This window comes from Streptomyces mirabilis (assembly GCF_018310535.1).
Classification (GTDB): Bacteria; Actinomycetota; Actinomycetes; order Streptomycetales; family Streptomycetaceae; genus Streptomyces.
This window is the reverse complement of the sequence record NZ_CP074102.1, coordinates 3244659-3268007: the sequence shown is the minus strand read 5'-3', so window position 1 is coordinate 3268007 and position 23349 is coordinate 3244659. Positions and strand designations below refer to the sequence as shown.

The following is a 23349-nucleotide window of genomic DNA, read 5'->3' as shown; positions in this document are numbered from 1 at the left end:
ACCGTTGCTTCCCTCCGACTTGATCCGCCGGAAAGGCCCTAGCCATTCCTTGGCCTGCGGCCGCCGTGGGTGTCTGATGGTGGGTTGTGGAAGAGCAACAGCCCACCGTCACGCCCGTCACGCCGCCGGACCTGTCCGGGGCCACCAGAGGTGCCGGCGAAGCCGTCGAAGCCGTCGAGACGATCTTCCGGATCGAGTCGCCCCGCATCATCGCCGGCGTCTCCCGCATCGTCCGTGACGTCGGCATCGCCGAGGAGCTCGCGCAGGACGCCCTGGTCGCGGCGCTGGAGCAGTGGCCGCGGGACGGCGTCCCGGACAACCCGGGCGCGTGGCTGACGACCACGGCCAAGCGTCGTGCGATCGATCTCGTACGCCGCAGGGAGCAGTACGCGCGCAAGCTGGAGGAGGTGGGGCGGGACCTTTCGGTGACCGCCCCGCACCACCTCGACGAACCCTCCGACCCGGACGACATCGACGACGACCTGCTGCGGCTCGTCTTCACCGCCTGCCACCCCGTCCTCTCCGCCGAGGCCCGTATCGCCCTCACCCTGCGCCTGGTCGGCGGTCTGACCACCCCCGAGATCGCCCGCGCCTTCCTCGCCCCGGAGGCGACCGTCGCCCAGCGCATCGTGCGCGCCAAGCGGACCCTGGCGACGAAGGACGTCCCCTTCGAGGTCCCCTACGGCCCGGACCGCGAGGCCCGCCTCGGGTCCGTACTCGAGGTCATCTACCTGGTCTTCAACGAGGGGTACGCGGCCACGGCGGGCGACGACCTGCTGCGCCCCGCCCTGTGCGAGGACGCGCTGCGACTGGCACGCGTGCTCGCCGAGTTGATGCCCAAGGAGCCCGAAGTGCACGGGCTGGTGTCCCTGCTGGAGCTCCAGGAGTCCCGCGCCGCCGCCCGCACCGGCCCCTCGGGCGAGCCCGTCCTCCTCAAGGACCAGAACCGGCGCCGCTGGAACCGCCTGCTGATCCGCCGCGGCTTCGCCGCCCTCGGCCGGGCGAGCGCCGTCACCACCGGACCCCCCGGCCCGTACGCCCTCCAGGCCGCCATCGCCGCCTGCCACGCCCAGGCGTACGCGTACGAGGACACGGACTGGCGGCAGATCGCCACCCTGTACGGGCTGCTGGCGACCCGTTCCCCGTCTCCCGTGGTCGAGTTGAACCGCGCCGTCGCCGTCTCCATGGCCGAGGGCCCCGCCGTGGCGCTGGAGATCGTCGACCGTCTGACCGGTGAACCGACCCTGCGCGACTACCACCTGCTGCCCAGCGTCCGCGGCGACCTGCTGGCCCGCCTCGGCCGTACGGCGCAGGCCCGCGCGGAGTTCGAACGAGCCGCGGGCCTGGCCCGCAACGAACGGGAACGCGAGCTGCTGGAGACGCGGGCGCGGGACTGCGGCTAGAGGACTGCCGGCAGGAGGACTGCTGCCAGGGGGACTGCCGCTAGGAGGCGTGCCGCCGGACCGGGTGGCCGAGCAGCATCGTCGGTGCCCCCGCGACCCTGGTCAGGAAGACGGTGGCCGAGTGCGGGCCGTGCGACTTGGGCAGGGCCTTCTTGCGGAGTTCCTCCGGCTCGACCGCCGACCCCCGCTTCTTCACCGTCAGCACCCCGACCCCCCGCTCCCGCAGCAGCGCCTTCAACTTCTTCACGTTGAAGGGGAGTCGGTCGGTGATCTCGTAGGCGGAGGCGTACGGCGTCGGGCGCAGTTCGTCCGCCGTGACGTACGCGATCGTCTCGTCGACGAGTCCGCCGTCGACTTCCTCGGCGACCTCGGCGACCAGATGGGCGCGGATGACGGCGCCGTCGGGCTCGTACAGGTAGCGCCCGACCTCGCGCACCGCGGGGTCGGGGAGGCCGCGGCCGCGCAGCTCGCGCGGGCCGGGCAGCAGGGTGGCCCGCACCAGCCCCGGCTCGGTGCCGAACCACAGCACCGCCTCCTTCACGTCACCGGCGTCCGAGATCCACTCGGCCTCGGCCTCGGCGGGGACCGCCTCGTGGGGGATGCCCGGGGCGATCTTCAGGGCGGCGAGCGGGGCCTTCAGAGCCGTCGCGATCGCCCAGGAGAGCGGGGGCGAGTACGCCTCCGGGTCGAAGATCCGGCCGCGTCCGCCGCGCCGCGCCGGGTCCACGAAGACCGCGTCGTACGCCTGCGTGTCGACCTCCGTGACATCGGCCTCGCGCACCTCGATGAGGTCGGCGAGCCCGAGCGCCTCGGCGTTCGCGCGCGCCACCACCACCGTCAGCGGGTCGCGGTCGACGGCGAGGACGCGGATTCCGGCACGGGCCAGCGCGATCGCGTCGCCGCCGATGCCGGAGCACAGGTCGGCGACCGAGCGCACGCCCAGGGACCGCAGCCGCCGCGCGCGATGGGTGGCGACCGTGGTGCGCGTCGACTGCTCGACCCCGTTCGGGGTGAAGAACATCCGCTCCGCGTCCTCGGCGCCGAACTTCGCCGCCGCCCGCTGCCGCAGCCGCGCCTGCCCGAGCGCGGCCGAGACCAGTTCGGCCGGGTGGTCGCGGCGCAGCCGGGTGGCGACGGCCAGCTCCTGGGCCGGTTCGGTGCCGCGCACCTCGTCGAGCAGGGCGCGGCCCTCGGGGGTGAGGAGGGAGGCGAAGGAGACGTCGTTCACCGGCCCATTGTCGGTCAGCGCGGGCGGGTGTGGGCCAGTCGGTGGACGGTGCGTCCCCGGTCGCGGTGTCGGAGCCCCGGACGCGCGGTGGCCTGCAAGGATCCGACACCATGCGATCAGTACGACAAAAGTACAAAAACAACGCAAAGAGGGCGCGCGTATGGGGCGGGGTCGCCGTCCTCGCCGTCGCCGCCCTCGCGTCCGGTTGCGCCGACGACGACACCAACGGCGCCCGTTCGGCCCAGGGGCCCCAGCAGGCGCTGCACGCGCCCCCGGCCCGCGCCCTCGACTCCTACGCCGCCAGACTCCGCGAGCAGCAGGCCGCCCGGGCCGCCGCGGCCAAGCACTGGGGGCTCACGAAGGTCCCGCTGGCCGCGCCGCCGGCCCCGGCGAGAAAGCCGGTCATCAGACCCCGCGACGGCTTCGAGGTCACCGATCAGGAAGAGCTCGGCCTGCCGCCGGTCTTCACGACCGTCCCCACCAAGGACAAGGTCGTCTTCCTCACCATCGACGACGGCTCCGAGAAGGACCCCGCGTTCCTCAGGATGATGAGCGACCTGAAGATCCCGTACACCGCCTTCCTGAGCAACTACCTGGTCAAGGACGACTACGGGTACTTCCGGAAGATGCGTGACCAGGGCGTCACCCTCAACAACCACACCCTCACCCACCCCTACCTGCCCGGGCTGTCGTACGAGGAGCAGCGGCACGAGATCTGCGGCATGCAGGACATCATGGAGAAGCAGTTCGGCAAGCGCCCGAAGGTCCTCAGGCCGCCCTACGGCAACTACAACCAGGACACCCTGCGCGCCGCCAAGTCCTGCGGCATCAAGTACGCGCCCATCTGGGACGAGGAGGTCTTCGTCGACCACTGGGAGTACCGCGACTGGGACCGCGACCTGCACCCCGGCGACATCGTCCTCACCCACTTCCGCGGCAAAGAGGACTGGGACGGCACCATGCCCGACATGATCCGCCGCTTCCTGAAGCTGGTCACCGACAAGGGGTACGCGGTGGCACGGCTGGAGGACTACCTGTGAGAACGCGGGCGCTGGTCGCGGGGGCGCTCACCGCGGCGCTCCTGACCGGCTGCACCGGCTGTGCCCAGTCCGTCGACCCGATCGAACGGCTGGGCAAGAAGGCCGCGCAGGAGGTGCGCAGGTCCAGGCCGAACGGGCCGACCCCGGCGACGTACCGCCACTGGGGGCTGCCCACCCCGCTCGCCGCCCCGCCGCAGCAGCCCGCCCGGCCCGCCCTCCGCGGCGCGGCGCCGGGACTGGCCCCCGTCGTGGACCGCGTACCCACTCGCGACAAAGTGGTCTTTCTGACGTACGACGACGGTGCCGAGCGCGATCCGCGGTTCGTCGACATGGTCCGTGAACTGCGGCTGCCGGTCAGCATGTTCCTCACGGACAGTGTCGTCGGGCCGGGGTACGGGCACTTCGCCCAACTGCGGACGGTCGGTGCGAGCGTGCAGAACCACACCCTCCACCACGCCTCGCTGCGCGGACTGCCGTACGCGGGCCAGCGGGCCGAGATCTGCGGCCAGCAGGAGAAGCTCAAGGCCCGTTTCGGCATCCGCCCCCGGCTCTTCCGTCCCCCCTACGGCGCCTACGACACCACCACGCTGCACGCCGCCGCCGACTGCGGGGTCGTGGCCGTCGTCCTCGGCCGGGGGCCCGACGCCCACCGTCTGCGACCGGGTGACATCCTCTCCGGCTTCGAGGAGCCCAACCTCACGGAGGCGACGGTCAGACTCCTGCGACGCATCCAGGCGGAGGGCTTCACACCGGCGCGCCTGGAGAACTACCTCTGACCGTTCGGCTCGGGGAGGCATCAACTCGGGGAGGCATCGATCAGCCCGTCCGGTGTTCGAGGACGAGGCCGTTCAGACCGATGGCGGGGGTCTGGGGGCGGCAGCCCACGGGCGCGCCGACACGCACGCCGGGTGCCCAAAACCCCACGCCACGCCGGACGCTTTGGCACTCCGCTTGACCGAGTGCTAATCGCGGTCATAGTCTCGGCCCTGGCACTCCCCCCTGGAGAGTGCCAATAGCGACGGGCAGGTCCGGCACCCGCGACGACGGATCCACCTGGTCGCCACCTCAGACAGTTAACCCCGTGAGATCTCCGAAGGGGGAGGTCGGATCGTGACGACCACCAGCTCCAAGGTTGCCATCAAGCCGCTCGAGGACCGTGTTGTGGTCCAGCCGCTGGACGCCGAGCAGACCACGGCTTCCGGCCTGGTCATCCCGGACACTGCGAAGGAGAAGCCCCAGGAGGGCGTCGTCCTCGCCGTGGGCCCGGGCCGCTTCGAGAACGGCGAGCGCCTGCCGCTCGACGTCAGCACCGGCGACATCGTGCTGTACAGCAAGTACGGCGGCACCGAGGTGAAGTACAACGGCGAGGAGTACCTCGTCCTCTCGGCTCGCGACGTGCTCGCGATCATCGAGAAGTAGTTCACCGAGCTTCACCGTTTCACCCAGTTTTGCAGTGAACTGCGCCCCTGGCCCCCGCGACCATAACCAGCCGGGCGTCGGGGGCGCGGTTCGTTCACCCCAGTTTTCCGAGAGGGCTGAATCGCTCCCATGGCGAAGATCCTGAAGTTCGACGAGGACGCCCGTCGCGCCCTCGAGCGCGGCGTCAACAAGCTTGCCGACACGGTCAAGGTGACGATCGGCCCCAAGGGCCGCAACGTCGTCATCGACAAGAAGTTCGGCGCACCCACCATCACCAACGACGGTGTCACCATCGCCCGCGAGGTCGAGCTCGACGACCCGTACGAGAACCTCGGCGCCCAGCTGGTGAAGGAGGTGGCGACCAAGACCAACGACATCGCGGGTGACGGTACGACCACCGCCACCGTGCTGGCCCAGGCGCTCGTCCGCGAGGGCCTGAAGAACGTCGCCGCGGGTGCCTCCCCGGCGCTGCTCAAGAAGGGCATCGACGCGGCCGTCAAGGCGGTCTCGGACGAGCTCCTCGCCACCGCGCGCCCGATCGAGGAGAAGTCGGACATCGCCGCCGTCGCCGCGCTGTCCGCCCAGGACCCGCAGGTCGGCGAGCTCATCGCCGAGGCGATGGACAAGGTCGGCAAGGACGGTGTCATCACCGTCGAGGAGTCCAACACCTTCGGCCTGGAGCTGGACTTCACCGAGGGCATGGCCTTCGACAAGGGCTACCTGTCGCCGTACATGGTGTCCGACCAGGAGCGTATGGAGGCCGTCCTCGACGACCCGTACATCCTCATCCACCAGGGCAAGATCAGCTCCATCCAGGACCTGCTGCCGCTGCTGGAGAAGGTCATCCAGTCCAACGCCTCCCGGCCGCTGCTGATCATCGCCGAGGACGTCGAGGGCGAGGCCCTGTCGACCCTGGTCGTGAACAAGATCCGCGGCACGTTCAACGCCGTCGCCGTGAAGGCCCCCGGCTTCGGTGACCGCCGCAAGGCCATGCTCGGCGACATCGCCACCCTCACCGGTGGTCAGGTCATCGCCGAGGAGGTCGGCCTCAAGCTCGACCAGGTCGGTCTGGACGTGCTGGGCAGCGCCCGCCGTGTGACCGTCACCAAGGACGACACCACCATCGTCGACGGTGGCGGCAACTCCGAGGAGGTCCTCGGCCGGGTCAACCAGATCAAGGCCGAGATCGAGAACACCGACTCCGACTGGGACCGCGAGAAGCTCCAGGAGCGCCTCGCGAAGCTGGCCGGCGGCGTGTGCGTGATCAAGGTCGGCGCCGCCACCGAGGTCGAGCTCAAGGAGAAGAAGCACCGTCTGGAGGACGCCATCTCCGCGACCCGCGCCGCGGTCGAGGAGGGCATCGTCTCCGGTGGTGGCTCCGCGCTCGTCCACGCCGTGAAGATCCTCGAGGGCAACCTCGGCAAGACCGGCGACGAGGCCACGGGTGTCGCGGTCGTCCGCAAGGCCGCCGTCGAGCCGCTGCGCTGGATCGCGGAGAACGCCGGCCTTGAGGGTTACGTCATCACCTCCAAGGTCGCCGAGCTCGACAAGGGCCAGGGCTTCAACGCCGCCACCGGCGAGTACGGCGACCTGGTCAAGTCCGGTGTCATCGACCCGGTCAAGGTCACCCGCTCCGCCCTGGAGAACGCCGCCTCCATCGCCTCCCTGCTCCTCACGACCGAGACCCTGGTCGTCGAGAAGCCGGCGGAGGAGGAGGCCGACGCCGGTCACGGCCACGGGCACTCCCACTGAGTCTCGTACTCCCGAAGAAGCCCCCGTTCCGCACGGAACGGGGGCTTCTCCCGTACTCGGTACCACCTGCCAGGTCCCGCACCACCGGCACCGACCGGTACTACTGCTCCAGCGCGTCCAGCGCCCCCAGCTGACCCAGCAGCCCCAGCTGGTCGTACTGCCACCAGCCCTCGGCGATCTTCCCGTCCTCCTGGCAACGGAAGACGGTCGTACCGGTCATGGTGACCTGCTTCCCGGTCGCCGGGATTCCCATGAAGTCGCCCTTGTGGGTGCCGTTCCAGGTCCACCGGGTGCAGACCCGGTCGCCCTGGGTGAGCTGGTCCTCGACGGTGAACGTGAAATCGAAACCGCCGCGCCACATCTCGATCTCGCGCCGCATCGCGTCGAGGCCGATGGTGTCCTGCGCGTTGGCCGGATCGTGGTCGTGGTAGCTCTCCGTCATCAGACCGTTGAGCGGCGGCAGTTCACCCGGCGTCGCGAGCGTCTCGAAGAACCTGCGGATGTTGGCCGCGTACAACTGCTCGTCCCGCACCACGTCCAGGTCGGTGAACGTCGGCAGCTCGTCGCAGAGCGCCACCATCTCCTGGAAGATCCGTTCGGTCTCGGGGAGGTTCGAGTTCCGCATCGCCTCCTCGAACGAGGGGAACTCCACGATCTCTATGAAGTGGGTCGCGTCGGAACGGTCCTTGCCGATCACACTGTGCGTCGCGGTCCGCTTGCCCCTGGTCTTCTCGACCCATGTGTCCATCAGCTGGTTCATCTCGTCGAACCGGCTGGTCCTGCAATCGATTAGCTGTACGAATGTCATGGCGTCGCCTCCGGCCCCCTGGGTCCGGTTGAACACCCTCAGTTTCCCACCGGAGGGACGACACCACCCACTGCGCGGTGGCCCTTACTGGGGGCCGTACTTCCGGCCCGTCTTCGACGTGATCCCGCCCAGCAGTCCTCGCGGCGCCACCTTCACCAGGCCCATCAGCGCCTTGTAGCGGGGGTCGGGGATGGACAGCGACTTGCCGCGGGCCAGGTCCGCGAGCGCCGCCGCGACCAGCTTGTCCGCGTCGAGCCACATCCAGTTCGGGATGTTGTCCGTGCCCATCCCGGCCCGCTGGTGGAACTCGGTGCGGACAAAGCCGGGAGCCAGCGCCATCAGCCGTACGCCGCTGCCCGCCAGATCCCGCGCCGCGCCCTGCGTGAACTGCACGACCCACGCCTTGGACGCCCCGTACGTACCCCGCGGCACGAACGCGGCCACCGACGCGACGTTGACCACTCCGCCCCGGCCGCGCTCCCGCATGGCCTCGGTCGCCGCCGAGGTCAACCGCAGCACCGCCTCGCAGTGCACCTTGAGCATCGTCAGCTCGTCGGCCATCGACACCTCGAGATAGTGGCCCTTGTTGCCGAAGCCCGCGTTGTTGATCAGCAGGTCGACCGGGTTCTTGCGGTCGGAGAGGCGGGCGGCCACCGCCTCGATGCCCTCGTCCGTCGCCAGGTCGGCGGTCAGCACCTCCGCCTCGATGCCGTGCCGGTCGTGCAGTTCGGTCGCCTGCTCGCCCAGCCGCTTGGTGTCGCGCGCCACCAGCACGAGGTTGTGCCCGTCAGCCGCCAGCCGCCGTGCGAAGGCGGCGCCGATGCCCGCGGTCGATCCCGTAATCAGAGCCGTTGTCATGGCCCAAGGCTAGTGACCTGACCAGGCGCGCCGCGCTCCGCCACCCAACGCCCGAGCTTGCTCCACGAGTTCCCCGCACACCCCGGACGCCCCCGTCCCGCGCCCCTGCTTCGAGCGGCTAGTCGCTGTGCCGCGCCACGTACTTCTCCGCCATCGCCAGCAACTCCGGGTGCAGCGCGTCGCCCGCGGCCAACACCTTTGCCAGCAGCGCCCGTTCGGTCGTCTCGGCGCGGAAGGCGAGGGCGACCGTCACCTCGTGGTCGGGCCGGTGCACGACCTCGATCGGGTCGCCCGCCCGGATCTCGCCCGGCTCGATCACCCGCAGATAGGCGCCGGGCGCGCCCTTCTGGGTGAACCGCTTCACCCAGCGCTGCTCGCCGAGGTGCTCCTGGAACGTACGGCAGGGGATGCGCCCGCAGGTGACTTCGAGGACCACCTCGGAGCCGACGCGCCAGCGCTCGCCGATCCGAGCGCCGGACACGTCGAGTCCCTGAGTCGTCAGGTTCTCGCCGAACGCGCCGCTCGCCAGCGGCCGGCCGAGCTCGCGCCCCCAGTCGTCGAGGTCCTCGCGGGCGACCGCGTACACCGCCTGGTCGTTACCGCCGTGATGGCGCAGGTCGCACACCGCGTCCCCGGCGAGGCCGCTCGCGCCGACCCCCTTGGGCCCGGGTGCCGCCACCCGCACCGGCCCGTCCACCGGCCGCTTGTCGATGCCGGTCACACCCTCGGGCTGGTCCGTGTACGGGACCGCCCGCGGGCGGCCGATGTTCAAGGACAGAAGCTTCATGGCAGCACGCTAGGCGATGAGGACCAAAGCGGCGAAGCAATATTCACCGCTGTACCCAAGGACCACTTATGCTCGAAAGGTGATCGAGGCCCGTCATCTCCGTGTCCTGCGCGCCGTCGCCGCCACCGGCTCCTTCTCGGCGGCGGGACGTGAACTGGGCTGCACCCAGCCCGCCGTCAGCCAGCAGATGAAGGCGCTCGAATCGTCCGTCGGCACCCCGCTGCTCATCCGCACGGGCCGCGAGATGCGCCTCACCCAGGCGGGCGAGGCGCTGGTCCGGCACGCGGCGGGCATCATCGCGGGCCTGACCGCCGCCGAGGAGGAGGTCGCCGCGATCGCGGGCCTGCGCGCGGGCCGGGTCCGGCTCGTCTCCTTCCCCAGCGGCAGTTCCACGCTCGTCCCCACGGCCCTCGCCGCGCTGCGCGCCGCGCATCCCGGCACCCGGGTCTCCCTGGAGGAGGCCGAGCCGCCGGAGTCCGTCGAGAAGCTCCGGGCCGGTGACTGCGACATCGCCCTCGCGTTCCGCTACGAGGGAGCCGCGGGTGCCGAGGAGTGGGACGACCTGGTCGTACGGCCCCTGCTGCGGGACCGGCTCGTCGGGCTGGTCCCCGAGAGGCACCGGCTCGCGCGGGCCGGGTCGGTCGCGATCGCCGAACTCGCCGGGGAACCGTGGATCGCGGGCTGCCCGCGCTGCCGCGGACAACTGGTGGAGGTCTGCCGCGCAGCGGGCTTCGTGCCCCGCATCGACTTCGCCACCGACGACTACCCGGCCGTGGTCGGGCTGGTCGGCGCGGGTCTCGGGGTCGCGGTCCTGCCGGAGCTCGCGATCGAGTCCGTACGCCCCAAGGGTGCACGCACCGTGACGGTGGAGCCGCCGGTGCGGCGCGAGATCGTCGCGCTCACCCTGCCGGACCTGGCACAGGTGCCGGCGGTGGCGGCGACGCTCCACCAACTGGCGCGGGCCGCGAGCCGCTGACGCCGCCCCAAAGCGGCTGACGCCGCCAAAAAGCATGGGCACGCGTGCGCGTGCCCGACGGTGGACTGAAAAGAAGAAACGTTCCTTCAGTTGTTCGAAGAGGGATCGCCGCTCCCGGTGGTCGACGCCGCCACCAGCCGGTTGCGCGCCCGCCCCATGAGTTCCTCGCGCTCGTCCTCGGTCAGGCCGCCCCATACGCCGTACGGTTCGCGCACCGCCAAGGCGTGCGCCGCGCACTGGGCTCGTACCGGGCATCGCATGCAGACCTCTTTGGCCGAGTTCTCGCGAGCGCTCCGTGCCGCACCGCGCTCGCCCTCCGGGTGGAAGAAGAGCGAGCTGTCGACCCCGCGGCAGGCCGCGAGGAGCTGCCAGTCCCAGAGGTCCGCGTTCGGACCGGGAAGGCGGGAGAAATCTGCCATTGCTTTGTCCCCTTGTTGCCGTTCTGGGCCGCTCTGTGCCCACCGACCGTACATCTACGATCTAAGGAGATGAAAATATGACTCATTGCGAATCTAGCCGCAGACACCAGCAAATGGGAAGAAAACAGGCTGAATGGGGCATAGGTTGTGATGAAACGTTGAGGGTCCGTGCGCATGTCTGCGTCGTATCCACGCCCTCACGTAGAGTGCCGAAGACGACCGACTGCCCCGTAACTCTTTCGAGTGACCATCGTTGAGAGTGCGGAGGCGGTTGAAGGAACAAGCGCTCGGGCAGACGGCAGTTCCGTCGGCGAGTGTCGACCGCACAGATGACGATTCGTACCAGCCTGGAGGCTCAAGGTGACGCGCATCAGCTGCGGAGGGCGGCCATGACATCCGTCCTCGTCTGCGACGACTCCCCGCTTGCCCGAGAGGCGCTCCGCCGTGCGGTGGCGACCGTGCCCGGCGTCGAGCGCGTGACGACGGCAGCCAACGGCGAGGAAGTCCTCCGCCGCTGGGGTGCCGACCGCTCGGACCTGATTCTGATGGACGTACGCATGCCCGGACTGGGTGGCGTCGAGACCGTTCGGCGGCTGCTGTCCGCCGACCCCGGTGCGCGCATCATCATGCTCACCGTGGCCGAGGATCTGGACGGTGTGGCGCTCGCCGTCGCCGCCGGGGCCCGCGGCTATCTGCACAAGGACGCCTCCCGCGCGGAGCTGCGCGCGACCGTGACCCAGGCGCTCGCCGACCCCACCTGGCGGCTCGCCCCGCGCAGACTGCGGTCGGCCGAGATGGGCGCGGCGCCGACGCTCACGGCGCGTGAGATCCAGGTGCTGGAAGGCATGAGTCACGGTCGCTCCAACGCCGAGATCGGCCGCGAGCTGTTCCTCTCCGAGGACACCGTGAAGACGCACGCCCGGCGGCTCTTCAAGAAGCTCGGCGCTTCGGACCGCGCGCACGCCGTGGCGCTCGGTTTCCGGTGGGGTCTGGTTCGTTAGGTGAGCCGTCGCGGGGGTACGACGCACCCCGCCTACCTCATGGTGGGCGGGGCCGACAAAAGGGCCCGCCGAGTGCCCGCTGCTCGTTTCGCCGCGGATGCCGCATGCTTGAGGTGTGGAGTTCCTCGGGGACGAGTCGGTCGAGCGGAAGGGGAGGGCGACGGAGATGAGTTCCGGCGCACCTGCTCATAACGCTTCGGTGCACAACTACGGACGCGGTGCCACGGACAAGACGACGCCAAGGCACCATGGACCGATGCGCGACGACGAGACGACGGTGATCGGTGCGCTCGTCCATCGCGCGGTCGACGGCGACGAGCAGGCCACGCACGACCTGCTCGCGCATGTACATCCCTTGGCGTTGCGCTACTGCCGCACCCGCCTCTCCCGGCTTCCGGGCGACGCGCGGCACTTCGTCGAGGACCTGGCCCAGGAGGTCTGCGTAGCGGTGCTCCTCGCACTGCCGCGCTACAAGGACACCGGGCGCCCCTTCGAGGCGTTCGTCTTCGCCATCGCCGCGCACAAGGTCGCCGACCTGCAGCGCGCCGCGATGCGCCACCCCGGTTCGACGGCGGTTCCCTCGGACGAGATGCCCGAGCGCCCCGACGACTCCCTCGGCCCGGAGGAGCGCGCTCTCCTCAGCAGCGACGCCGAGTGGGCCAAGAAACTCCTGGCCAACCTCCCCGAAAACCAGCGCGAGCTGCTCCTGCTGCGCATCGCGGTGGGCCTCACGGCCGAGGAGACGGGCCAGATGTTGGGAATGTCACCGGGCGCCGTACGGGTGGCCCAGCACCGCGCACTGAGCCGGTTGCGGGCGCTGGCGGAGCAGTAGACGGGTCTCAGAGGTCTCCGGCCACCGGGACCTCTGGGGACGTGTCGGCCGGCGCGGCGGGTCAGCCCTCCCAAGGGGCGGACCGGTTTTTCCTCGGGCGTGGGGCTCGCGTCGTTCTCCCGCGGGGACCGGACCCCGGCCCACAACTGAACGGCATCGCCACCCCGCCCGTACGAACCTACGAAGCCCAAGGGCGGTCCGAACCGTGGAATGGGAGAGCCTTGCTTCCCGTTAGCATGGACATCCGCACCGATCAAGGCCATTTGGGGAAGGTGTCATGACTGCCAACGTCGACGGAGTGCCCGCCAAATTCGCGACACTCGGGCTGACCTACGACGACGTGCTGCTGCTGCCGGGCGCCTCTGAGGTGCTGCCCAATGCGGTCGACACCTCGTCCCGCATCTCCCGCAACGTACGTGTGAACATCCCGCTGCTCTCCGCGGCGATGGACAAGGTGACCGAGTCGCGCATGGCGATCGCCATGGCCCGGCAGGGAGGCGTCGGTGTACTGCACCGCAACCTCTCCATCGAGGACCAGGTCAACCAGGTCGACCTGGTGAAGCGCTCCGAGTCCGGCATGGTCACCGACCCGATCACGGTGCACCCGGACGCGACGCTGGCCGAGGCCGACGCGCTGTGTGCCAAGTTCCGCATCAGCGGTGTCCCCGTCACCGACGGCAGCGGCAAGCTGCTCGGCATCGTCACCAACCGTGACATGGCCTTCGAGACCGACCGTTCGCGCCAGGTGCGCGAGGTCATGACGCCGATGCCCCTGGTCACCGGCAAGGTCGGCATCTCCGGCACCGACGCCATGGAACTGCTGCGCCGCCACAAGATCGAGAAGCTTCCGCTGGTCGACGACGCGGGCGTCCTCAAGGGCCTCATCACGGTCAAGGACTTCGTGAAGGCCGAGAAGTACCCGAACGCCGCGAAGGACGCCGAGGGCCGCCTGCTGGTGGGTGCCGCCGTCGGCGCCAGCCCCGAGGCTCTGGAGCGCGCTCAGGCGCTGGCCGAGGCCGGGGTGGACTTCCTGATCGTCGACACCTCGCACGGGCACAACAGCAACGCGCTCAACTGGATGGCGAAGATCAAGTCGAGCGTGAACGTCGACGTGATCGGCGGCAACGTCGCCACCCGTGACGGTGCCCAGGCCCTGATCGACGCCGGCGTCGACGGCGTCAAGGTGGGTGTGGGCCCCGGCTCGATCTGTACCACCCGTGTGGTCGCCGGCATCGGCGTCCCGCAGGTCACCGCCATCTACGAAGCGGCCCTCGCGGCCCGTGCCGCGGGTGTCCCGGTGATCGGTGACGGTGGTCTGCAGTACTCCGGCGACATCGGCAAGGCGCTGGCCGCCGGTGCCGACACGGTGATGCTCGGCAGCCTCCTGGCGGGCTGTGAGGAGTCCCCCGGCGAGCTGCTCTTCATCAACGGCAAGCAGTTCAAGTCGTACCGCGGCATGGGCTCCCTCGGCGCCATGCAGTCCCGTGGGCAGGGCAGGTCGTACTCGAAGGACCGCTACTTCCAGGCGGACGTCGCGTCCGACGACAAGCTCGTGCCCGAGGGCATCGAGGGGCAGGTGCCCTACCGCGGCCCGCTGGCCAACGTGCTGCACCAGCTCGTCGGCGGTCTGCGCCAGACCATGGGGTACGTGGGCGCCGCCACCATCGACGAGATGGAGTCCAAGGGCCGGTTCGTCCGGATCACCTCGGCGGGCCTCAAGGAGAGCCACCCGCACGACATCCAGATGACGGTCGAGGCGCCGAACTACAGCCGTAACGACTAGCCGTACCTGTACTGACGACCAGCCGTACACGTACGTGAGGGCGGTCCCGGAGGTTCCGGGGCCGCCCTTGTCGTAGGTGTCGGGGATACTGGGAGGCGCAGAAGCGAAGAGGGAAAGGCCACACACGTGACTGAGATCGAGATCGGGCGCGGCAAGCGCGGCCGCCGGGCGTACGCCTTCGACGACATCGCCGTCGTCCCGAGCCGCCGTACGCGAGACCCGAAGGAGGTCTCGATCGCCTGGCAGATCGACGCCTACCGCTTCGAGCTGCCGTTCCTGGCCGCCCCGATGGACTCGGTCGTCTCCCCGGCCACCGCGATCCGCATCGGCGAGCTGGGCGGCCTGGGCGTACTGAACCTCGAAGGACTGTGGACGCGGTACGAGGACCCGCAGCCGTTGCTCGACGAGATCGCCGAGCTGGACGCGGACACCGCGACCCGCCGCCTCCAGGAGATCTACGCCGCTCCCATCAAGGAAGAGCTGATCGGGCAGCGCATCAAGGAGGTGCGCGATTCGGGCGTCGTCACCGCGGCCGCCCTGTCGCCGCAGCGCACGGCCCAGTTCTCCAAGGCCGTCGTCGACGCGGGCGTGGACATCTTCGTCATCCGCGGTACGACGGTCTCCGCGGAGCACGTCTCCGGTGCCGCCGAACCGCTGAACCTGAAGCAGTTCATCTACGAGCTCGACGTCCCCGTGATCGTCGGCGGCTGCGCCACGTACACGGCGGCGCTGCACCTGATGCGCACGGGCGCGGCCGGTGTCCTGGTCGGCTTCGGCGGCGGTGCCGCGCACACCACGCGCAACGTGCTGGGCATCCAGGTCCCGATGGCGACCGCCGTCGCCGACGTGGCAGCGGCCCGCCGCGACTACATGGACGAGTCCGGCGGCCGCTATGTGCACGTGATCGCGGACGGCGGTGTCGGCTGGTCCGGCGACCTCCCCAAGGCGATCGCCTGCGGCGCCGACTCGGTGATGATGGGCTCCCCACTGGCCCGCGCCACGGACGCGCCCGGCAGGGGCCACCACTGGGGCATGGAAGCGGTCAACGAGGAGCTGCCGCGCGGCAAGAAGGTCGACCTCGGCACCGTCGGCACCATCGAGGAGATCCTCACCGGGCCCTCGCACATCCCCGACGGCTCCATGAACATCTTCGGCGCCCTCCGCCGCGCCATGGCCACCACCGGCTACAGCGAGCTCAAGGAGTTCCAGCGCGTCGAGGTGACGGTCGCGGACTCCCAGCACAAGCGCTAGCGGTAGCGGTACGGCGGCTCGTACGACGCCGAAGGGCCCGTCCACCATGAGGTGGGCGGGCCCTCACGCATACCGGGCGGGGTTACTGACCGGCCTTCTTGGCGCCGGAGAAGGCCGCGTACGCGGCGATGGCGAAGAAGAGGAAGGTCAGCGGGTCGGCCTCGGCCTTCCAGGCTTCCTGGACCACGCTGAAGTGCTGGAAGAAGACCTCGTTGAAGCCGACGCCGACCTCCTTGGCTCCGATCATGGCCTCGCCGACCAGCTGGCCGAGGTAGACCGAGGCCACCGAAAGGATCAGGCTGGCGATCGGCAGGATCGGGTTGCGCCCGCCGACGCGGCCCGCGGCGAGGCCGATCACGAAGCCGACACCGACGGCCGCCCAGCCGATCTCGTGCTTGGTGAGGCCGATGATGACTCCGTAGACGCCCGCCGCGACCAGGGCGGCACCGACGGCGGCCGCGAGGCCGAGCCCGAGCTTGTCGCGCACCGGAGCGGCCGGGGCGACGGGAGCCATCGGGAAGCCCGGCTGGGGTGCGCCCTGCGGGGCACCCTGCTGCGGGAACCCGGCCTGGGCGGCTTCCTGCGGCGGCGCGGGCGGCTGGCCCGGCCGGCCGGCGTACGGGTTCTGGTCCGCGTACGGGTTGTCGACCGGTGGACCGGACGGCGGCGGAGACGACTGACTCATGTGGTTCCCCCCAGGGATGTGAGCGCACACCTGGGAGCGCCCGGGACGCGGGCGCACTGGTGTGCGAGAGCTGACGCACAGTAGCAGTCGGCAGTGACATCCCGTCCAGGGGTTTCGCCGGGGTCAGAGTCGGTGCGCGGCTCCGGTCGGGGTCGCTCCCCTGGTGTCGAGGAGGAGCTGGGCCTTCACGGAGAGCCCCTGGAGGTCGTACGTGCGGTGCTGCTGGAGCAGGATCGTCAGGTCGGCGTCGGCGGCGGCCTCGTAGAGGGAGTCGGCGCGCGGGACGGGGCGGCCGAGGACGTTCCAGGCCGGGACGTGCGGGTCGTGGTAGCTGACGGTCGCGCCGAGCTCCATCAGACGCAGGGCGATCTCGTGGGCGGGCGTGCCCTGTTGGTCGGCGAGGTCGGGCTTGTAGGTGACGCCGAGGAGGAGCACGCGTGCGGCGCGGGCCGATTTCCCGTGCTCGTTGAGGAGCGTGGCGGCGCGCTGGATGACGTACCGCGGCATGTGGCTGTTGACCTGCTGGGCCAGTTCGACCATTCGGAGGGTGCGGCCCGAGTGGCCCGCCAGGTCCTGGGCGATGCCGTGGCCGCCGACGCCGGGTCCAGGCCGGAACGCCTGGAATCCGAACGGCTTGGTCTCGGCGCAGCGGATGACGTCCCACACGTCGACGCCCAGGTCGTGGCAGAGCACGGCCATCTCGTTGACCAGGGCGATGTTGACGTGCCGGTAGTTGTTCTCCAGGAGTTGCACGGTCTCCGCCTCGCGGGGGCCACGCGCGCGTACGACCTTGTCGGTGAGGCGTCCGTAGAAGGCGGCGACCGACTCGGTGCAGGCGGGGGTGAGGCCGCCGATGACCTTGGGGGTGTTGGCGGGGGTGAAGCCGCGGTTGCCGGGATCGACGCGGCTGGGCGAGTACGCGAGGTGGAAGTCGCGCCCCGCGCGCAGGCCCGAGCCCTCTTCGAGGAGCGGGCGCAGGAAGCCCTCGGTGGTGCCGGGGTGGACCGGCGACTCCAGGATCACGGTGGTGTGCGGGCGCAGCCGTTCGGCCAGGGTGCGGGCGGCCGAGGCCACTTGGCCCAGGTCGGGGGTGCCGTCCGGGCCGGGTGGGGTCGGGGCGCAGATGACGGCGGTGCGGACGCGGCCGAGTTCGGCGGGGTTGGTGGTGGGCCGGAAGCCCCCCGAGAGCATCCGGCGCAGTTCGGCCGGGGTGAGTGAGCCGCCTTCCGGCCCGGTCTTGTAGCCGAGCGTGGGGATGCCGGCGGCGACGGCGGCCTGGGCCAGGGGCAGGCCGAGATGTCCGAGTCCGATGACGGCGAGATCTGCGGGCATGGCGTGGGCCGTCCTTCCCAGTAACCGAAACGGGACAGGTGCGCAAGCCCTGTGGACAGAACGGGCGAGCGCAATGTCAGACTAGGAGTAAATATGACCGATTTACGGTATTGGGTGGGCGAGTTTCCGGGAGTGTTGTCCACAGGCCGGGGGTGCGTGGTGGCCGATGACGGACATCACGGTCAGACTTTGGGGCAGGGGGACGTGAGCCGGGCGTAGCCGGACAGGTGCGGCCAGCGCTACAGACAGCGGGAGGCAGCGGTGAGGACAGCGAAACTGGGGCCGGCGGAGCGCGCCGAGTCCCTGGCGGGAATGGCCGAGCGTGAGCTGGATGTGCTGGTGGTGGGCGCGGGCGTGGTCGGTGCGGGGACGGCGCTCGACGCCGTGACGCGCGGCCTGTCCACGGGCCTGGTCGAGGCGCGCGACTGGGCGTCGGGCACCTCCAGCAGGTCAAGCAAGCTGATCCACGGCGGCCTGCGCTATCTCGAGATGCTCGACTTCGCCCTCGTGCGCGAGGCCCTGAAGGAGCGTGGACTCCTTCTGGAGCGGCTCGCACCGCACCTGGTGAAGCCGGTGCCCTTCCTCTATCCGCTCCAGCACAAGGGCTGGGAGCGGCTGTACGCGGGATCGGGCGTCGCGCTGTACGACGCCATGTCGATGACGAGCGGACACGGACGAGGACTGCCCGCCCACCGCCATCTGACGCGCAGCCACGCCCTGCGCATAGCACCCGCCTTGAAGAAGGACGCGCTGGTCGGCGCGTTGCAGTACTACGACGCGCAGGTGGACGACGCCCGCTACGTGGCCATGTTGGTGCGCACAGCGGCGGCGTACGGCGCGAAGGTCGCCAACCGTGCCCGCGTGACCGGATTCCTGCGCGAGGGCGAGCGCGTGGTCGGCGCCAGGGTGCAGGACGTCGAGGGCGGCGGGGAGTACGAGATCCGCGCCAAGCAGATCGTCAACGCCACGGGCGTGTGGACCGACGACACCCAGGCCATGGTGGGCGAGAGAGGCCAGTTCCACGTACGGGCCTCCAAGGGCATCCACCTGGTCGTGCCGAAGGACCGGATCAACGCCGCGACGGGTCTGATCCTGCGCACCGAGAAGTCCGTCCTCTTCGTGATCCCCTGGGGCCGGCACTGGATCATCGGCACCACGGACACCGACTGGAACCTCGACAAGGCCCACCCCGCGGCCTCCAGCGCCGACATCGACTATCTGCTGGAGCATGTGAACTCGGTGCTCTCGGTGCCCCTGACCCGCGACGACGTGGAGGGTGTGTACGCGGGACTGCGGCCGCTGCTCGCGGGCGAGTCGGACGCCACCAGCAAGCTCTCGCGCGAGCACACCGTGGCCCATCCGGTGCCGGGACTGGTGGTCGTGGCGGGCGGCAAGTACACGACCTACCGGGTGATGGCCAAGGACGCGGTCGACGAGGCGGTGCACGGTCTCGACCAGCGGGTCGCCGAATGCGTCACCGAGGACATTCCCCTGCTCGGGGCCGAGGGGTACAGGGCGCTGTGGAACGCGCGGGCGCGGATCGCGCAGCGCACCGGACTCCATGTGGTCCGCGTGGAGCATCTGCTGAACCGGTTCGGTGTGCTGGCCGAGGAGATACTCGAGCTCATCGCCGCCAACCCCGCGCTGGGCGAGCCCCTTCCGGCCGCCGAGGACTACCTCAAGGCCGAGATCGTCTACGCCGCCTCGCACGAGGGAGCCCGGCACCTGGACGACGTGCTCACCCGGCGCACCCGTATCTCCATCGAGACCTTCGACCGCGGTACGCGCAGCGCCCGCGAGGCCGCCGAGCTGATGGCGCCGGTCCTCGGCTGGGACAAGGACCAGATCGAGCGCGAGGTGGAGCACTACGAGAAGCGGGTCGAGGCCGAGCGGGAGTCCCAGCGCCAGCCGGACGACCAGACGGCGGACGCGGCGCGGCTGGGGGCGCCGGACATCGTGCCGCGCTGATCGTGTCCCGCTGCCTATGAGGGCCTGCCCGGGAGGTCCCGTGAATGTCACTCGAACGGGTGTCGTGAGCTGGGATCTCTGCTCGAAACCCGGCCGTTCTACTGGGTGCGGGAGCAGAACTCGGCGGCGAGCAGTTCGGGTTCCAGGTCAGGGTCCTCGATCCCGTCCGTGTTCACCCGGAAGGTGAGGACACGACGGCCGTCGACGGTAGCCGCGGTGCGCACGTAGCTGCCGGATATATGGCCGTTGTGCCCCCACACGGTGGTACCGCACGACAGCTTCACCGGATACAGACCCATGCCGTACAGGCCTTGTGCGGTGCGGGTGTCGAGCATCTCGCGCAGCTGGCGGGGCGGGAGCAGGTCGCCGGCGAGCAGGGCCGCGTAGAAGCGGTTCAGGTCGGTGAGCGTGGTGACCAGCTCACCCGCCGCGCCGGCCACGCGCGGGTCGAGGGCGGTCACGTCGGTGCCGTCGCTGGAGTAGGCGCGGCCGTGCGGGGAGGGCAGCGAGGTGCGGGTGCCGGGGAAGGAGGTGCCCGTCAGACGAAGGGGGTTGATGACCCGGCGCTCGGCTTCGGTGGCGTACGAGTGGCCGGTGACCTGGCGGATGACCATGCCGAGCAGGATGTAGTTGGTGTTCGAGTAGGCGAAGCGGCCGCGGGCGGCCGGGGGGTGGGTGAGTGCGATGCGGACGGCCTGGAGTGGGGTGAGGGGGACGGCGCCCTTGGTGTCATCGGTGAAGTCGTACAGGCCGCTGGTGTGGGTGAGCAGGGAGCGCAGCGTCAGACGCCGGCCGTCGTTGCCCGCGCCGCGCACCAGACCCGGAAGGTGAGCGTCCAGGGTGTCGGACAGGGACAGCCGGTGCTCGGCGGCGAGTTGCAGCACCACGGTCGCGATGAACGTCTTGGTGATGCTGCCCGCGCGGAAGTGGTCGCCGCGGGCGATGCCGTCGCCGGCGCGGGCGAAGCGTGCGCCTGAGGCTTCACCGGCCAGCAGCGCAGCGGCGGGAGCCTTGCCGCGGGTGACGAGAAGGGGGAGCAGACGGCGGAAGGCGCGGGTGGCGCCCGTTGCCGGGGCGGCGGGGGAGTGTGAGCCCGTCGAGGCCGCGGACCTGGGGGTGTGACGGGCGGCCGAGGGTGTGGTGGAGTGGGAAGGACCGGCGGTCGGCATCAGGCGCGGCAGGCCGATCGGGGCCAGGACGAGGACGGCCAGAGACACGGGTATGACCAGGAGTGTCCGAGGTGTCCGGGGCGCAGGCATCGGCGTTCCTTCCTTGTTGCGGCACATCATGGGGGACGGACCTGTGTGCACGAGCGGGTGGTCCGCAGGTGAGGGGCGTGCCGGTCGCCGAGGACTTGTCGGCCGAAGGGCCCCCTGGGCGCTGAGCGCTTGTCGGGTGAGGGACAATGAAGGCTCTGTCAGGGCGGGTTGCATGAGGGGACGCATGTCGGAGGCGGAGCGGGCGGGAGCATCCCGTCAGGACAAGAGCGAACGTCTCCTCGCCGGGCGCTACCGGCTGGGAGATGTTCTCGGCCGCGGCGGCATGGGCACGGTGTGGCGGGCCCAGGACGAAACGCTGGGCCGCACGGTCGCCGTCAAGGAGCTGCGGTTCCCGTCGAGCATCGATGACGACGAGAAACGGCGGCTGATCACGCGCACCCTGCGTGAGGCCAAGGCGATCGCCCGGATTCGCAACAACGGCGCGGTGACGGTCTTCGATGTGGTCGACGAGGACAACCGGCCGTGGATCGTGATGGAGCTCGTCGAGGGCAAGTCGCTCGCCGAGGTCATCCGCGAGGACGGCCTGCTCACGCCGAAGCGCGCTGCCGAGGTGGGGCTCGCGATACTCGACGTGCTGCGTTCCGCGCACCGCGAGGGCATCCTGCACCGCGATGTGAAGCCGTCGAACGTGCTGATCTCCGACGACGGCCGGGTGGTGCTGACCGACTTCGGCATCGCGCAGGTCGAGGGCGACCCGTCCATCACCTCGACCGGCATGCTCGTGGGCGCGCCCTCGTACATCTCGCCGGAGCGGGCGCGCGGGCACAAGCCCGGCCCCGCGGCCGACCTGTGGTCGCTGGGCGGGCTGTTGTACGCGTCGGTCGAGGGTGTGCCGCCGTACGACAAGGGTTCCGCGATCGCGACGCTCACCGCGGTGATGACCGAGCCGGTGGAGCAGCCGAAGAACGCGGGCCCGCTGGAGAACGTGATTTACGGGCTGCTCGTGAAGGACCCCGCGCAGCGGCTCGACAACGAGCGCGCCCGGGCGATGCTCAGCGAGGTGATCTACGCCCCCGAGCCCAAGGAGACCGTGCCGGAGCCGGCGGACGCGACGAAGGTCGTGGCGCTGCCGCCGGTGCCGGACGAGGGCCGGGGCAAGAAGAGTTCGGGTGGCTCGGGCGGCTCGGGCGGCTCGGGCGGTTCCGGGGCCAAGCGGGGCGAGGAGGCCGGGGAGCGACTGCGCGGGGCGCTGCGTTCCGTGCGCAAGGCCGCCTCGGTCGCCGGTGCGGCCACGGCGGCGGCCACCGCTGCGGCGACGGCCCGTGCGAAGTCCGGCGCTCCGGGCGGTGCGGGTGGTGCCGGCGGTACCGAGGCTTCCGGTTCGGTGGGCGCGGAGGGGGCGCCTCCCGTCGCTCCGAAGGCTCCTCCGGCTCCGCCGCGCGTGGATGTGTCGAAGCCCGCCGCGGCTGCGGGGAAGTCCGGGACGGTCACGCCCGGCCAGGGCGGCAAGGCGGCGGAGGGCTCCCCGAAGCCGGGCGTGCGTGACGGCGCGCCAGTGGGCTCGGCCTCCGGTTCCGATGGCTCGAAGGGGGCTCTCGGCTCGGCGGGTTCGGGGGGTGCCGCCTCCACCGGTTCGGCCGGCGAGGCCAGGGCGGCCTCCGGGTGGCCCGTGGCGCCCGAGCGGCCGCCGCGGCCCGTGCCGCGGGCGCCGCTCACCGATGTGGTGCCGCGGCGGACCCTGGTGATCATCGCGGTGGTCGTGGCGCTCGCCGTGATCGGGACCGTGCTGGCCCTGACCCTCGGCGGCGGTGACGACAGCGGGTCGAAGAACGGCAAGAGCGGTGACACCAAGGCGGCAGCGTCCAGCGGGGTGACCGCGGGCAGTGGCGGCAAGGGCGCGACCAGCGGCTCTCACACCGACAGCGGTGACAACACGGACGGTGCCACCGGGTCGGCCGGGGACGGGAGTTCGGGCAGCACGCCGAACACCGACGCGTCGGGCAGCGCCGCCGCCACGAACGGGACGAGCGGCGACGGCAAGGAGTCGGGCTCCTCGGGCTCCACCGCCGTGTCGACGTACACGGCCGGCCAGGGGTTCAAGATCGGGCTGCCCAAGGGGTGGAAGTACCAGTCGACGGATGACGCGGGAGCCCGCTTCACCGGTCCCGACGGGCAGAAGCTCCTCGTCGGCTGGACGACCACGCCCAAGAGTGACCCTGTGGCGGACTGGAAGAACCAAGAGGGGTACATGGTGCGCTCGCAGTACAAGCGGGTGCGCATAGAGCAGGTGGACTATCGCGGTTGGAACACGGCCGACTGGGAGTTCACCTATCAGGACGGTGGCACGAAGTACCGGTCGATCGACCGCGGATTCGTCGTGAATGATCATCTCGGGTACGGGCTGATGTACACGGCGAAGGCATCCGACTGGGACAGTCAGCTGCGCAAGGACACGTGGCAGACGCTGACGAAGACGTTCCAGCCGAAGTCGTGAGGCCAGGGGCCCGAACCCACGTCGTGAGGCGCGTGCCCATGCCGTGAGGTTCGGGCCGGTTCGCCCGGGGTGTCTGTTGTAGGGGTCGGTCAC

At 70.5% G+C, this 23349-nt stretch carries 20 protein-coding genes; 12 read left to right on the top strand and 8 right to left on the bottom strand.

Going from position 1 to position 23349, the window contains the following annotated elements; translation table 11 throughout:
- Positions 1-131: 131 nt before the first annotated feature.
- Positions 132-1403: an RNA polymerase sigma factor gene (locus tag SMIR_RS14255; protein WP_168501238.1), complete on the top strand. Its 1272-nt coding sequence runs from the start codon at positions 132-134 to the stop codon at positions 1401-1403.
- Positions 1404-1443: 40 nt separating this feature from the next.
- Here SMIR_RS14255 and SMIR_RS14250 read toward each other — a convergent pair whose 3' ends face one another.
- Entirely contained in the window at positions 1444-2631 is a 1188-nt protein-coding gene (locus SMIR_RS14250; RefSeq protein ID WP_212727081.1) for a class I SAM-dependent methyltransferase, read from the bottom strand.
- 110 nt (positions 2632-2741) lie between these two features.
- On the opposite strand from SMIR_RS14250, the gene SMIR_RS14245 reads away from it, so the two are divergent.
- The 4 genes from SMIR_RS14245 (at position 2742) to groL (ending at position 6842) form a co-directional block, all read left to right on the top strand.
- A complete protein-coding gene (locus SMIR_RS14245; RefSeq protein ID WP_168494707.1) occupies positions 2742-3671 on the top strand; it encodes a polysaccharide deacetylase family protein in 930 nt (309 codons plus the stop codon).
- On the top strand, positions 3668-4447 hold the full coding sequence (locus tag SMIR_RS14240) for a polysaccharide deacetylase family protein (RefSeq protein ID WP_168494709.1): 780 nt from the start codon (positions 3668-3670) through the stop codon (positions 4445-4447). Before SMIR_RS14245 ends, SMIR_RS14240 begins: the two co-directional genes overlap by 4 nt.
- A 334-nt stretch (positions 4448-4781) precedes the next feature.
- Positions 4782-5090 carry a co-chaperone GroES gene (gene groES, locus SMIR_RS14235; protein WP_060901476.1) on the top strand — a complete coding sequence of 103 codons (309 nt, stop codon included), beginning with the start codon at positions 4782-4784 and terminating at the stop codon, positions 5088-5090.
- A 129-nt stretch (positions 5091-5219) separates the two neighbouring features.
- Positions 5220-6842 carry a chaperonin GroEL gene (gene groL, locus SMIR_RS14230; protein WP_067366966.1) on the top strand — a complete coding sequence of 541 codons (1623 nt, stop codon included), beginning with the start codon at positions 5220-5222 and terminating at the stop codon, positions 6840-6842.
- Between the two features lie 100 nt (positions 6843-6942).
- Here the strand turns inward: groL and SMIR_RS14225 are convergent, their stop codons facing one another.
- The 3 genes from SMIR_RS14225 to SMIR_RS14215 form a co-directional block, all read right to left on the bottom strand.
- The gene (locus tag SMIR_RS14225; protein ID WP_168494711.1) at positions 6943-7650 is read right to left on the bottom strand and encodes an ester cyclase; all 708 of its coding nucleotides are present in this window, start codon (positions 7648-7650) and stop codon (positions 6943-6945) included.
- Positions 7651-7734: 84 nt separating this feature from the next.
- The gene (locus tag SMIR_RS14220) at positions 7735-8508 is read right to left on the bottom strand and encodes an SDR family NAD(P)-dependent oxidoreductase (protein ID WP_099921090.1); all 774 of its coding nucleotides are present in this window, start codon (positions 8506-8508) and stop codon (positions 7735-7737) included.
- Between the two features lie 118 nt (positions 8509-8626).
- Positions 8627-9295, bottom strand: coding sequence for an MOSC domain-containing protein (locus SMIR_RS14215; RefSeq protein ID WP_168494713.1), 669 nt, complete (start codon positions 9293-9295; stop codon positions 8627-8629).
- A gap of 79 nt (positions 9296-9374) precedes the next feature.
- On the opposite strand from SMIR_RS14215, the gene SMIR_RS14210 reads away from it, so the two are divergent.
- Positions 9375-10271, top strand: a complete 897-nt coding sequence (locus SMIR_RS14210; RefSeq protein WP_168494714.1) for a LysR family transcriptional regulator — start codon at positions 9375-9377, stop codon at positions 10269-10271.
- Positions 10272-10357: 86 nt separating this feature from the next.
- On the opposite strand, the gene SMIR_RS14205 is transcribed toward SMIR_RS14210, so the two are convergent.
- Positions 10358-10690, bottom strand: a complete 333-nt coding sequence (locus SMIR_RS14205) for a WhiB family transcriptional regulator (RefSeq protein ID WP_168494715.1) — start codon at positions 10688-10690, stop codon at positions 10358-10360.
- A gap of 389 nt (positions 10691-11079) precedes the next feature.
- On the opposite strand from SMIR_RS14205, the gene SMIR_RS14200 reads away from it, so the two are divergent.
- The 4 genes from SMIR_RS14200 (at position 11080) to SMIR_RS14185 (ending at position 15557) form a co-directional block, all read left to right on the top strand.
- On the top strand, positions 11080-11691 hold the full coding sequence (locus tag SMIR_RS14200) for a response regulator transcription factor (RefSeq protein ID WP_003948568.1): 612 nt from the start codon (positions 11080-11082) through the stop codon (positions 11689-11691).
- A 256-nt stretch (positions 11692-11947) separates the two neighbouring features.
- On the top strand, positions 11948-12523 hold the full coding sequence (locus SMIR_RS14195; RefSeq protein WP_060901477.1) for a sigma-70 family RNA polymerase sigma factor: 576 nt from the start codon (positions 11948-11950) through the stop codon (positions 12521-12523).
- Positions 12524-12800: 277 nt separating this feature from the next.
- On the top strand, positions 12801-14306 hold the full coding sequence (gene guaB, locus SMIR_RS14190; protein WP_101400163.1) for an IMP dehydrogenase: 1506 nt from the start codon (positions 12801-12803) through the stop codon (positions 14304-14306).
- Positions 14307-14432: 126 nt separating this feature from the next.
- Complete coding sequence (locus SMIR_RS14185; RefSeq protein ID WP_067366955.1) at positions 14433-15557, top strand: GuaB3 family IMP dehydrogenase-related protein; 1125 nt, start codon at positions 14433-14435, stop codon at positions 15555-15557.
- Positions 15558-15639: 82 nt separating this feature from the next.
- Here SMIR_RS14185 and SMIR_RS14180 read toward each other — a convergent pair whose 3' ends face one another.
- Together SMIR_RS14180 and SMIR_RS14175 are read right to left on the bottom strand one after the other, a co-directional pair.
- Positions 15640-16242 carry a hypothetical protein gene (locus SMIR_RS14180; protein WP_168494716.1) on the bottom strand — a complete coding sequence of 201 codons (603 nt, stop codon included), beginning with the start codon at positions 16240-16242 and terminating at the stop codon, positions 15640-15642.
- Positions 16243-16365: 123 nt separating this feature from the next.
- Positions 16366-17574, bottom strand: a complete 1209-nt coding sequence (locus SMIR_RS14175; RefSeq protein ID WP_168494717.1) for a nucleotide sugar dehydrogenase — start codon at positions 17572-17574, stop codon at positions 16366-16368.
- Between the two features lie 261 nt (positions 17575-17835).
- Here SMIR_RS14175 and SMIR_RS14170 point away from each other — a divergent pair, with 261 nt between their 5' ends.
- Entirely contained in the window at positions 17836-19542 is a 1707-nt protein-coding gene (locus SMIR_RS14170) for a glycerol-3-phosphate dehydrogenase/oxidase (RefSeq protein WP_168494718.1), read from the top strand.
- Positions 19543-19640: 98 nt separating this feature from the next.
- Here the strand turns inward: SMIR_RS14170 and SMIR_RS14165 are convergent, their stop codons facing one another.
- Positions 19641-20801, bottom strand: a complete 1161-nt coding sequence (locus SMIR_RS14165) for a serine hydrolase domain-containing protein (protein ID WP_248003072.1) — start codon at positions 20799-20801, stop codon at positions 19641-19643.
- A 184-nt stretch (positions 20802-20985) separates the two neighbouring features.
- On the opposite strand from SMIR_RS14165, the gene SMIR_RS14160 reads away from it, so the two are divergent.
- Positions 20986-23256: a serine/threonine-protein kinase gene (locus SMIR_RS14160; RefSeq protein ID WP_212727080.1), complete on the top strand. Its 2271-nt coding sequence runs from the start codon at positions 20986-20988 to the stop codon at positions 23254-23256.
- The last annotated feature ends 93 nt before the right edge of the window (positions 23257-23349 follow it).